Below are 11,917 nucleotides of genomic sequence, written 5' to 3' on the forward strand. Positions count from 1 at the left end.
ACAACATCACATAACAACGTATGGCAAAGGATTTTATAGTAGCTATTGAGCTGGGATCATCCAAAATCACCGGCATGGCTGGAAAAAAGAACCCCGACGGCAGCATTACCATTCTCGCTGCCGCATCAGAAGACTCCACCTCGTACATACGCAAAGGTGTAGTCTACAGCATCGATAAGACCACCCAAGGACTGAGTAATATCATCAGCAAACTAAAGAACAGCTTGCAGGCTGACATAACACAGGTATATGTAGGCATTGGCGGACAAAGCATACACAGCGTCAAGAACATGGTAATCAAGGATTTACCTATGGACGCTATCGTGTCGCAAAACATGGTAAACGAGCTTATGGACTCAAACCGCAACATGACATATCCCGACTACGAAATACAGGATGCAATAACCGAAGAATATAAGGTGGACCTACAATATCAAAACGACCCTGTAGGAATTCAGGCAAGTCGTCTTGAAGGCAACTTCCTTAACATTCTTTGGCGTCGTTCATTCTACCGCAATATCAACAAGAGCTTTGACAATGCAGGCATAGCAATTGCCGAGACTTATCTTGCACCGCTTGTAATGGCAGACAACGTACTTACCGAAGCAGAAAAGCGCGCCGGATGTGTACTAGTTGACCTAGGTGCCGAAACCACAACCGTATCGGTATACTATCGTGACAAGCTACGAAGTATTGCGGTTATTCCGCTCGGTGGTGATAATATCACAAAGGACCTCGAGTCGCTACAAATGGAAGCCTGCGAGGCAGAACGTATGAAACTGAAGTACAGTTCGGCCATTACAGATGTAGCTGATATCGACCCGACAGCCATCTTACCTATCGACAGTAATCGCTCTGTAGAAAGTCGTCGTTTTATCGAGGTGGTAGAAGCACGCACTCTTGAGATAATAGAAAATGTCAAGAGCTTCATACCATCCGAATATATTGACAAACTGTTAGGTGGTATCATAATCACTGGTGGAGGTAGCAACATGACCAACATTGAAAAGGCTTTCCGCGAGATAACTGGTGTAGAGAAGATACGTATAGCCAAATTCGTGACCCTTAACATAAATTCGAAGGACTCAAAGCCCGAATTACGCCACGATGGCACTATGAACACCATCTTGAGCCTAATCGCACGAGGTGATATGAACTGTGCAGGCAACCCCTTTGGCAATTCACTATTTGACAATCAGCAGTTCAACGCAGCATTTACAACAGGCACTACAAACGGCACAACTACCACACAGCCAAACGCAACTACGCCTCACGAAACCGAGGAAGAACGCACAAAACGTGAAGAGAAGGAGCGCATAGCAAAAGAAGAAGCCGAACGTATCAAACAAGAAGAAGAAACACGCAAAGCCAAGGAAGAAGAGGAGCGCAAGAAGAACTCACCAATACACCGATTCTTTGGCTCACTGAAGCAATTTGGACGATCGCTCGTAGAACCTGAAAACAACGAATAAAACAGATTAACACTATGCCAGACAACAATAATAATATGATGGTGGACTTCTGCACACCAGAAAAAGAAAACAATACGATTATCAAGGTAATCGGTGTCGGTGGCGGTGGCGGCAATGCTGTCAACCACATGTACCGTGAAGGCATACACGACGTATCGTTCGTGCTGTGCAACACCGACAACCAAGCTCTTAACGATTCGCCAGTACCAGTGCTATTACAACTTGGCACTGAAGGTCTTGGAGCAGGAAACAAACCTGCTAAAGCACGTCAAGCAGCCGAAGAGAGTCTTGATGCCATAAAACAAATGCTTACTGATGGTACAAGAATGACATTCATCACGGCAGGAATGGGTGGCGGCACTGGAACAGGTGCGGCTCCTGTTATAGCCCGTGTAAGCAAAGAACTAGGTATTCTTACTGTTGGTATCGTAACCATTCCGTTCCGTTTTGAAGGCAAACGTAAGATAGACCAGGCTCTTGACGGTGTTGAAGAAATGGCAAAGCACGTAGACGCACTACTTGTAATCAATAATGAGCGCCTACGCAAAATATACCCTGACCTTACAGTGCTGGATGCATTCGGAAAGGCTGACGACACACTCTCTGTAGCTGCAAAGTCTATCGCTGAAATAATCACCAACCACGGACTTATCAATCTCGACTTTAACGATGTAAAGACCGTGCTCAAGGATGGTGGTGTAGCAATTATGTCTACAGGCTATGGCGAGGGCGAAGGACGTGTTAAGCAAGCTATTGCCGACGCCCTCAACTCTCCATTGCTTAACGATAATGATGTATTCAACGCAAAGAAGATTCTTCTCAGCATCAATTTCTCAAAGGATTCAAATAACGATACACCCAACTCTGGTGGCTTGATGATGGAGGAGATGAACGAGGTGAATGACTTCATGGAGCAGTTTGGTTCCGACTTCGAGATAAAGTGGGGTATCGGTTTAGACCCAGATCTCGGCAACAAGGTCAAAGTTACTATCCTCGCCACAGGCTTCGGTATAGAGAATGTGGACGGAATGAACAGTCATATCAAGAAGATAGCACAAGAAGAGGATGACAAACAGGTTGAGATTAAGATAAAGAACGACAACCGTCGTATACATTACTACGGCAACGACAAGGGCGGAACAGTAACAAAGCGACGCCCGCACATCTTCCGTTTCTCTGCTGACGACCTCGACAACGAGGAAGTTATACTCACAGTCGATACTACTCCTACATACAAGCGTACACTGCAGCAACTCAACGAACTGCGCCGACGCATTGTTGACGAGAAAGGCATTGCTAAGCCTCGTGAGGAAGACGAAAGAGTAAGCGGTATGATTTCGTTCGGCGACGACTAACAATATCTCTTATTAACAAGAGTTGATAGCCATCCTTTAACACAGCAATATCTTATCTGTTAGCAGAATAACTGCATCAGGACAGGCAACGATTTCATCTCAGGAAAGCCTGGTTGATGAAGTCTATAATATTGCAAAACAACCTCTACAATGCGGTTGCGCTCGCTGCGTGATAGCGAGAGCAGCCGCATTGTTGTATAGTTAAGTCGCATAAGTAACCTTATCTTATTGGCCTCATCTGGCTGTAGCACATCATTATGAGCGGGCATACTGCCAGTAAAACATCCCGAACGCATATCAAACCATGTCTTACCTACGCCACTATCAAGGTTGGGATAAAAACCCACGAAATGCGAAAGATGCAACATATATATAATGTGGAAGTTGGCGAAACCGTTTGTACAGGCATCCAACCAACGCACAGAATTTTCCACGAACAGGTACAACGGTCGGTTTGCTTGCTCAGAACGTGTACAGTAACTAGTAAATTCAGCCACAAACATAGCTATCGATAATTTTAAAGCATCGAACGGGATTGACACAAACGGACATGCTACCGCCGCCTCTTTAATACGTTGAAGCTTCTGCGAAGGACGGAAGTCGAACTCTATTGAAAGAATTGTAAGTGGCTGAAAGAATTGTTTCTTCACACCCGAACGAGAAGTGCGTGGAATACGTTGCATGAAAGACAGTCGTCCATACATCTCAGTAAACATATCTACGATAATCTGTGACTCCCCATATTTCAATGAGTTAAGCACAATAGCATTGGTTTTTACGAGCATTTTTGCCGATAATTATGATTTTGACGGCAAAATTACTGAAAAATACACCATTTTAATAAAAAACTCCAATTAAAATTTGGTGGGACTAAAATAAAGTCGTACCTTTGCATCCGCTTAAATCAAGCATCGTTGGTCCCTTCGTCTATCGGTTAGGACGAGAGATTTTCATTCTCTAAAGAGGAGTTCGACTCTCCTAGGGACTACAATCAAGAAAAAAAATAAAAAAGAATAACAAAAAGAAGATGGCAAATCACAAATCATCACTTAAGAGAATCCGTCAGGACAAGGCTAAGGCTTTGCACAACAGATACTACGCAAAGACGATGCGCAATGCTGTCCGCAAATTGCGCGCCATGACGGACAAGGAAGAGGCTGTAAAGCTCTATCCTTCTGTTCAGAAAATGCTGGACAAGTTGGCTAAGACTAACATCATCCACAAGAACAAGGCTGCAAACTTGAAGTCAAGCTTGTGCCTGCATATCAGCAAGCTCGCTTAATCAAGTTTGTTATCAAACCCATACAGAGGTCGTTAATCTTAAGATTAACGACCTCTTTGCGTTTTAGGAAACACAACGCACATCAACGATGTGCCACAATTTTTCCTTTGCGACGTAAAACAACGAAGGCTTCCTCTATAAAGAGAAAGCCATCATTATGTTGTCCCAAGCGGATTCGAACCACCACAATTTTTCCTTTGCGACATAAAACGACAAAGGCTTCCTCTATAAAGAGAAAGCCCTCATTATGTTGTCCCAGGCGGATTCGAACCACCACAAACAGAACCAAAAACTGTTGTGCTACCATTACACCATAGGACAATCGTGAGTGCAAAGGTAGTAATTTTTTATTCCACCGCCAAATTTTTTACCTGTTTTTTCACATTTACTTTTCTATCAATATGTAAACGAGCTACCTCCCAAGAACTCTCTCAATAGAGATGTAGGTGGCAAAGCCGAATGATCTATAGCAGAGAAATACCCAAGAAACTTGCGCAGTCTATAAGCCTCAGCATACTCGTCACAATTCTCCGGTACCTGTTCAAGCAAAGGTTCAGCCTGTTTTTTGATAGCAGCAAGCTCGTAAATCATAGCCGTATTAAACATTGCGTCGGCATTCTCCTGATATGGGAAAATCCACTTATTCTCTCCCGCACGCACCGAAGCCCAACGTCCTATAGTGTCTTTAGCCGTACATCCACGTTGCTTATCATCGCGAATAATGCGACGCAACAATCTATTATCCGTTGTAGGTATATAGTTATGGTCGTCAAGGAGTATAGTGGTAAGTGCCGATGCATACACACGATATTTAAGAGCGTCATCTATTTGGGCTGTCAATTCGGGATTAAGCGCATGTATGCCTTCTATAACGAGCACATCACCAGGATGCATACGCATCTTGACCCCGCTCTGCTCGCTCTTGCCTTTAATAAAGTTATACTTTGGTAACTCCACTTCCTCGCCACGGAATAGTTGTGCAAGCTGCTTGTTAAGCAACTCAAGGTTAAGAGCATGGATTGACTCAAAATCGTATTCGCCCTTCTCATCACGCGGTGTAAGCTCACGGTCAACAAAATAGTCGTCAAGCGATATTGGCACAGGCCGTATGCCATTGCACACAAGCTGTATACTCAAACGCTTGCACGTTGTTGTCTTGCCCGAAGACGAAGGGCCTGCAATAAGCACCATCTTCACACTCTCCCTTTTACTTATCTCCTCGGCAATATGCGCAATCTTCTTCTCCTGCAAAGCCTCCGACACATTTATTATCTCTGTAGCATGTCCCTGACTAACAGCTTCGTTAAACATACCCACAGTAGACATGCCGAGCAAACGCTGCCAACGGTGATGCTCCTGAAATATCTCAAACATCTTGTCTTGACGTATCAGCGTACCAAGCTGCATAGGATTGCTCATAGAAGGAATGCGCAAAAGCAATCCGTCATAATACTTCTCTACACCAAACAAAGTGAGCTGTGCCGTATTGGTAAGCATTGTACCATAGAAATAGTCAACAAACCCCTCTATATCATAATATAATGTATACAGCTTGCCAGTTGTACGCAACAACAAAGCCTTGTCGTGATGGCCATACTTCTCAAACATAGCAATAGCTTCCTCTGTAGGCACCTCATGCCGGCGAATAGGTATAGCACGGTTTACGATGCTCTGCATCTCCTGCCTAATGGCCGTTGCATCGTCTACCGTCAATGGTCTACCAATACGCAAGTCGCAATAATAACCATTGGATACAGGTATGTCTATCACCACCCTACTGCCAGGAAACAGCTTGTGTACAGCCTTGCAAAGCACAAAGAAAAGCGTGCGTGTATAGGCTCTTGAACCCGATGGTGTTGTGATGTCTAAAAACTCCACATCCTTCGAATTATACACACGATAGTGCATTCCCTCCACCTTGTTGTTAACCTTGGCGTTAACTGGCGGATAGGGCATACCTATATTTAACTTGCTAAAAATATCAGAAAGATTACTTCCCGTTTCTACTTTTAAAGTTTTTTTATTATTTTTGCAACGGATTTGTATCAACTGTTTCATTCTGATTACACGTTTAAGGGTTAATACTCTGAACCGAAGTGGGCAGACAACATCTCCCTAATGTTTCGGAATAGCAAAGATACTCCGTTTTTCGACACAAAGCGCAATACTGCCACTAAATAAAATTAAAATATGTCGATTTGGATTATTTTTAAGATCATCGGATCATTGGCTCTACTCATCTATGGTATGAAGGTGATGAGTGAGGCTCTCCAGAAGATGGCTGGCTCGCAGCTTCGCCATATCCTTGGAGCAATGACTACCAACCGTTTTACTGGTCTGCTGACTGGTATGTTTGTAACAGCTTCGGTGCAGTCGTCTACCGCGACGACGGTGATGACCGTATCATTCGTCAACGCAGGATTGTTAACACTTGCCCAAGCAATCTCCGTTATTATGGGTGCTAATATTGGTACCACGTTCACGGCATGGATCATGACGTTAGGCTTCTCATTCAACATGGCCGACCTTGTGTTCCCCGCATTCTTCTTTGCCTTGCTACTTATCTACAGCAAGAAGCGCCGCTATGTAGGCGACTTTATCTTTGGTATTGCGTTTATGTTCTTCGCCATTTCCACCTTGGGTGCAACGGGCAAGGAAATGGACTTAAGCCACAACCAGTCGGTTATCGATTTCTTCTCTTCCTTCGACAAAGACAGCTATGCCACGATATTCTCATTCCTTGGCATTGGCACCGTATTGACGTTCTGCATGCAGTCGTCGGCAGCCCTTATGGCTATCACCATGGTGCTCTGTTCTAGTGGAGTACTACCTATATATATGGGTATTGCTCTCGTATTGGGCGAGAACATCGGCACAACCATAACCTCAAACATCGCAGCTATGGGAGCCAACACACAGGCTCGCCGTGCAGCCTTGGCACACCTAACGTTCAACGTATTCGGTGTTATTTGGGTTCTCTGCATTTTCTATCCATTCATCGATATGGTATGCAGTTTTGTAGGTGTAGATCCGCATGCCGACCACATCGACGCAACACGTCTTTCTGTGGTACTTGCCGCATTCCACACAACATTCAACGTATGCAACACCAGTATTCTTATCTGGCTCATACCTCAAATGGAGCGCTTTGTATGCTACATTATTAAGCCATCTGCCAAGAAAGACGAGGACGACTTCCGTCTGCGCTATATCGGTGGCACAGCTATCATGAAGACTCCTGAGCTCTCGGTACTTGAGGCACAGAAGGAGATACAGTCGTTTGCCGAGCGCATACAGCGTATGTTCGGTATGGTGAGAGAGTTGCTTGGCGTTAAGGACGACGCCCAGTTTACAAAGCTCTTTACTCGTATCGAGAAGTACGAGAGCATTTCAGACAACATGGAGATAGAGATAGCCAATTATCTCGACAACGTGTCCGACGCTCATCTCTCTGACGAAACAAAGGCCAAGATACGTGCTATGCTTCGCGAGATAACAGAGATTGAGTCGATAGGCGACTCTTGCTACAACCTTGCACGCACTATAAGCCGCAAGTTTAAAGGCAAAGAAGACTTCACAGAGCAGCAGTACGAGCACTTGCATCAGATGTTCGAGCTTACCGACGATTCGCTTACACAGATGAACGTTATGCTTACCGGTCGCCGCGACAATCTTGACGTAAACCGCTCGTTCAACGTTGAAAACGAGATTAACAACTATCGCAACCAGTTGCGCTCGCAAAACATCAACGATGTAAACGACCATAAGTACACCTACACTATAGGTACTATGTACATGGACATCGTATCAGAGTGTGAGAAGCTTGGCGACTACGTGGTGAATGTTGTTGAAGCCCGTATGGGCACACGCCAGCGCGAGGCATAATAAACTGCAAGACAAAGTCTTGTTGGGGGCTTGAAACTCTGGCAGGGCTTTGACAAAAACAGTAAAAACACCCGATGTGGGCAAAACCCTCATTCTTCGGGTTTCGATAATAAAACAAAAAGGAAGACCTAACGAGAGCAAGCTCTCGACAGTCTTCCTTTTTGTTTTATTATCGGTTCTGCAAAAGCAGAACTATACCCACATCGGGCTATAAACAAGAAAAACATTGGCGCATATCTTTCCAATTGAACTATTGTCTAATGAATTTATATATCAATAACATTTTATTATGAATTATCATATAAAAAAGCTATCCGAACACAATCCCTCGTTGCTTCAACAATTGCGGCAATATTGTTATGGTATTAATGGCTGCTGTCAAACTGTACATCGTGAGTTGGGGCCTTATCTCAATGAATATATGTATCAAGACGCATTGGAAATAATTTTGAATGAACGCAATATCCCGTTTGTTAGGGAGTATTACTTCTCTATAGATTTTCATGGGCAAAAGATAAAGCATAAGCATTATGTAGATTTCTATGTAAAGAACAAGGCTTTTATTGAATGTAAAGCTGTAGAATGTCTGGGTACAGAGCAAAGACAACAGCTTTGGAACTATATGCGACTTACTAAAACAAGAATAGGAATTCTTTGGAACTTTTCGCCATTGCGCGACCAAAGTGAGCATTATTATCTTGATGCAGAAACAGAAACAATGTATATGTTCTGATTTAGGAAAAGACTCTAATGGGTTTTAAATGTGTGAAAAAAAGTATAGCGTCAAGTTGTGCGCCAATGTTTTTTATGTTTATCGCCCTATTGTGGGCAAAGTGCAGCTTGCTGCATAAATAAAAGGATTGAAGGATGGGTGTCGAGAGCTTGCTCTCGTAAGACCATCCTTCAATCCTTTTATTGAAGCCCAAAGGGTTTTGCCTACAATAGGGTGTATTGTCGGTTTTTGTCAAAGCCCTGCAATACATTCCTTTAAGTCACTCGCCGATAAGCTTCCCAATAGAAATTTTATACATCGGTATACGGCGCAAGGAGCCTTATATTTTTCCTCCGTAGCACAAGTCGCCAGCATCGCCAAATCCAGGCACAATATATTTATGCTCGTTAAGACCTGGGTCAACAGCAGCACACCATATAGTAGTGTCCTCAGGGAATGTCTTGCGGATATGTTCAATACCCTCCGGCGCAGCCATTACGCACACCACATGCACCTTCTTAGGCTTGCCCTTAGTAAGCAAAGCCTTATATCCCATCTCCATTGAGCCGCCTGTGGCAAGCATCGGATCTACGATAAGCAATGTAGCATCGTTAAGGTCAGGAGTGGCAAGATACTCCACATGTATGCCCACCTTTGTATGGTCGGCATCCTCGTACTCGCGATAAGCACTAACAAAGGCGTTGCCTGCATGGTCGAATATGTTAAGGAAACCCTGATGGAAAGGCAATCCGGCACGGAATATAGTGCCAAGCACCAGCTTGTCTGTAGGCACATTCACCTTAGCCACACCCAATGGAGTCTGCACGTCACGCTCCTCATAGTCGAAAGTTTTGCTAAGTTCGTAGGCAATAAGTTCGCCCACACGCATAATATTGTTGCGGAACAACAGACGGTTGGTCTGATAATCCTTGTCACGCATCTCCGCCATATACTTATTTATGATGGAGTTTGATTTGCTAAAATCTATAATTTTCATAGCTATAAGTTGTGTTTATAATTATTCAAACAAGTTGCTTTTTCATAGGTCCGTATATTTACAAAAAATGCGCCCATAGGTTTAAGGCGCAAGTTGAACCATGCAAAATTACATATAAATCCGCATTAATTTGCAACGTGTAAATTGCAAACCGCACACAGATGTTAGATTTTGCGATATTTTAACATAAAAAAGATTACACCCAAGCAAATTTTGTCACTCAGAAACATTGTTATCTTATAGTTTTTTCATAACTTTGCGGTGGTAAATAAAAGGAACGACAATTACGTCGTGCCGACTTACACATATTTATACAAAGACAATGAAAGTCGCCTGAGCAGAAACGACGGCCCCGATCAGGCAATAGAGGAGCCAGGCCTACGGAAGTTGATCTATATTCACATCTAAATAATATTTTCAAAAAAAATGGCAAAGTTAGATTTGACACAGTACGGAATTACTGGTTCTACAGTAATCGCTCACAATCCGTCTTATGAGAAGTTGTTCGAAGAGGAGACAAAAGCAGGTCTCGAAGGTTTCGAGGTAGGTAAGCAGACTGAACTCGGTGCTGTCGACGTAATGACAGGTATCTATACCGGTCGTTCACCTAAGGACAAGTACATCGTAATGGACGAGAACTCTAAGGACACTGTATGGTGGACTTCAGAGGAATATAAGAATGACAATCACCCGATGTCTGAAGAGGTTTGGGCAACGGTTAAGGATATCGCCAAGAAGGAGCTTTGCAACAAGAACCTCTATGTAGTAGATGGTTTCTGCGGAGCTAACAAGGATACACGTATGGCTGTTCGTTTCATCGTTGAGGTTGCTTGGCAGGCTCACTTCGTAACAAACATGTTCATCCGTCCTACAGCTGAGGAGCTTGAGTCTTTCGAGCCTAACTTCGTTGTTTACAACGCATCTAAGGCTAAGGTAGAAAACTACAAGGAGCTCGGTCTGCACTCAGAGACTTGCGTTGCTTTCAACGTAACATCTAAGGAGCAGGTTATCATCAACACATGGTACGGTGGTGAGATGAAGAAGGGTATGTTCTCTATGATGAACTACTTCCTCCCATTGAAGGGCATCGCTTCTATGCACTGCTCAGCTAACTGCGACAAGAACGGTGAGAACACAGCTATCTTCTTCGGTCTCTCTGGTACAGGTAAGACAACATTGTCTACCGACCCGAAGCGTCTCCTCATCGGTGATGACGAGCACGGATGGGACGACAACGGCGTATTCAACTTCGAGGGTGGCTGCTACGCTAAGGTTATCAACCTTGACAAGGAGTCTGAGCCAGACATCTACAACGCAATCCGTCGTGACGCTCTCCTCGAGAACGTAACTGTTGACGCTAATGGCAAGATCGACTTCGCTGATAAGAGCGTAACTGAGAACACTCGTGTTTCTTACCCGATCTACCACATCAACAACATCAAGCCGGGTTCTTCTGCACCAGCTGCTAAGCAGGTTATCTTCCTTTCAGCTGACGCATTCGGTGTACTGCCTCCAGTATCTATCCTTACTCCAGAGCAGACTCAGTACTACTTCCTCTCAGGCTTCACAGCTAAGTTGGCAGGTACAGAGCGTGGCATCACAGAGCCTACTCCTACATTCTCAGCTTGCTTCGGTCAGGCTTTCTTGGAGTTGCACCCAACAAAGTATGCTCAGGAGCTCGTTAAGAAGATGAAGAAGAACAACGCTAAGGCTTACCTCGTTAACACTGGTTGGAACGGTACTGGCAAGCGTATCTCTATCCGCGACACACGTGGTATCATCGACGCTATCTTGAGCGGCGACATCGACAAGGCTCCAACAAAGCAGATCCCGATGTTCGACTTCAAGGTTCCAACAGAGCTTCCTGGTGTTGCTACTGAGATTCTTGACCCACGCGACACTTACGCTGAGGCTGCTCAGTGGGAGGAGAAGGCTAAGGACCTCGCTGCTCGCTTCATCAAGAACTTCGCTAAGTACACAAACAACGAGGCTGGTAAGGCTCTTGTTGCTGCTGGTCCTCAGCTCTAATCTCTAAGATTATTTGCGATAAAGACTAAATAGAAAAGGTCTGTTTCCTGGTAATACGGAAACAGACCTTTTTTGTTATATAAAGAATCGAATGTGACAAAACTAATTATCAGCCTAGAATAATAATATATATTACTTGACCATTTAATATATATTAGTTGTCCATTTAATATATATTACTTGACC

At 44.1% G+C, this 11,917-nt stretch carries 9 protein-coding genes and 2 tRNA genes; 7 read left to right on the plus strand and 4 right to left on the minus strand.

Annotation, left to right across the window (positions count from 1 at the left end; translation table 11 throughout):
• Window positions 1–20: 20 nt before the first annotated feature.
• Both ftsA and ftsZ read left to right on the plus strand, forming a co-directional pair.
• A complete protein-coding gene (ftsA, locus tag C9991_RS02555; protein ID WP_106811050.1) occupies window positions 21–1,472 on the plus strand; it encodes a cell division protein FtsA in 1,452 nt (483 codons plus the stop codon).
• 14 nt (window positions 1,473–1,486) lie between these two features.
• Window positions 1,487–2,827, plus strand: coding sequence for a cell division protein FtsZ (gene ftsZ, locus C9991_RS02560; RefSeq protein ID WP_106811051.1), 1,341 nt, complete (start codon window positions 1,487–1,489; stop codon window positions 2,825–2,827).
• A 59-nt stretch (window positions 2,828–2,886) separates the two neighbouring features.
• Here the strand turns inward: ftsZ and recO are convergent, their stop codons facing one another.
• Complete coding sequence (gene recO, locus C9991_RS02565) at window positions 2,887–3,612, minus strand: DNA repair protein RecO (protein WP_106811052.1); 726 nt, start codon at window positions 3,610–3,612, stop codon at window positions 2,887–2,889.
• Between the two features lie 131 nt (window positions 3,613–3,743).
• Here recO and C9991_RS16590 point away from each other — a divergent pair.
• Window positions 3,744–3,815, plus strand: a tRNA-Glu gene (locus C9991_RS16590).
• 39 nt (window positions 3,816–3,854) lie between these two features.
• A complete protein-coding gene (gene rpsT / locus C9991_RS02570; protein WP_094879283.1) occupies window positions 3,855–4,109 on the plus strand; it encodes a 30S ribosomal protein S20 in 255 nt (84 codons plus the stop codon).
• A 250-nt stretch (window positions 4,110–4,359) separates the two neighbouring features.
• On the opposite strand, the gene C9991_RS02575 is transcribed toward rpsT, so the two are convergent.
• Both C9991_RS02575 and C9991_RS02580 read right to left on the minus strand, forming a co-directional pair.
• A tRNA-Gln gene (locus tag C9991_RS02575) sits at window positions 4,360–4,430 on the minus strand.
• A gap of 75 nt (window positions 4,431–4,505) precedes the next feature.
• The gene (locus tag C9991_RS02580; protein ID WP_106811053.1) at window positions 4,506–6,167 is read right to left on the minus strand and encodes a nucleoside kinase; all 1,662 of its coding nucleotides are present in this window, start codon (window positions 6,165–6,167) and stop codon (window positions 4,506–4,508) included.
• A 132-nt stretch (window positions 6,168–6,299) separates the two neighbouring features.
• Here C9991_RS02580 and C9991_RS02585 point away from each other — a divergent pair, with 132 nt between their 5' ends.
• Both C9991_RS02585 and C9991_RS02590 read left to right on the plus strand, forming a co-directional pair.
• Window positions 6,300–7,994 carry a Na/Pi cotransporter family protein gene (locus C9991_RS02585; protein WP_106811054.1) on the plus strand — a complete coding sequence of 565 codons (1,695 nt, stop codon included), beginning with the start codon at window positions 6,300–6,302 and terminating at the stop codon, window positions 7,992–7,994.
• Between the two features lie 289 nt (window positions 7,995–8,283).
• Window positions 8,284–8,727 carry a GxxExxY protein gene (locus C9991_RS02590; RefSeq protein ID WP_106811055.1) on the plus strand — a complete coding sequence of 148 codons (444 nt, stop codon included), beginning with the start codon at window positions 8,284–8,286 and terminating at the stop codon, window positions 8,725–8,727.
• 319 nt (window positions 8,728–9,046) lie between these two features.
• On the opposite strand, the gene upp is transcribed toward C9991_RS02590, so the two are convergent.
• A complete protein-coding gene (gene upp / locus C9991_RS02595) occupies window positions 9,047–9,703 on the minus strand; it encodes a uracil phosphoribosyltransferase (protein WP_106811056.1) in 657 nt (218 codons plus the stop codon).
• A gap of 426 nt (window positions 9,704–10,129) precedes the next feature.
• Between upp and pckA the strand changes: the two genes are divergently transcribed.
• Window positions 10,130–11,731, plus strand: a complete 1,602-nt coding sequence (gene pckA, locus C9991_RS02600; protein ID WP_106811057.1) for a phosphoenolpyruvate carboxykinase (ATP) — start codon at window positions 10,130–10,132, stop codon at window positions 11,729–11,731.
• Window positions 11,732–11,917: the final 186 nt, after the last annotated feature.

The organism is Prevotella merdae, from assembly GCF_900290275.1.
Lineage (GTDB): Bacteria > Bacteroidota > Bacteroidia > Bacteroidales > Bacteroidaceae > Prevotella > Prevotella merdae.

What these genes read in the sequence shown, in the direction of transcription:
- C9991_RS02580 (WP_106811053.1), bottom strand. Translation starts at nt 6,167, where the DNA reads ATGAAACAGTTGATACAAATCCGTTGCAAAAATAATAAAAAAACTTTA.
- pckA (WP_106811057.1), top strand. Translation starts at nt 10,130, where the DNA reads ATGGCAAAGTTAGATTTGACACAGTACGGAATTACTGGTTCTACAGTA.
- ftsZ (WP_106811051.1), top strand. Translation starts at nt 1,487, where the DNA reads ATGCCAGACAACAATAATAATATGATGGTGGACTTCTGCACACCAGAA.
- ftsA (WP_106811050.1), top strand. Translation starts at nt 21, where the DNA reads ATGGCAAAGGATTTTATAGTAGCTATTGAGCTGGGATCATCCAAAATC.
- recO (WP_106811052.1), bottom strand. Translation starts at nt 3,612, where the DNA reads ATGCTCGTAAAAACCAATGCTATTGTGCTTAACTCATTGAAATATGGG.
- C9991_RS02590 (WP_106811055.1), top strand. Translation starts at nt 8,284, where the DNA reads ATGAATTATCATATAAAAAAGCTATCCGAACACAATCCCTCGTTGCTT.
- rpsT (WP_094879283.1), top strand. Translation starts at nt 3,855, where the DNA reads ATGGCAAATCACAAATCATCACTTAAGAGAATCCGTCAGGACAAGGCT.
- upp (WP_106811056.1), bottom strand. Translation starts at nt 9,703, where the DNA reads ATGAAAATTATAGATTTTAGCAAATCAAACTCCATCATAAATAAGTAT.
- C9991_RS02585 (WP_106811054.1), top strand. Translation starts at nt 6,300, where the DNA reads ATGTCGATTTGGATTATTTTTAAGATCATCGGATCATTGGCTCTACTC.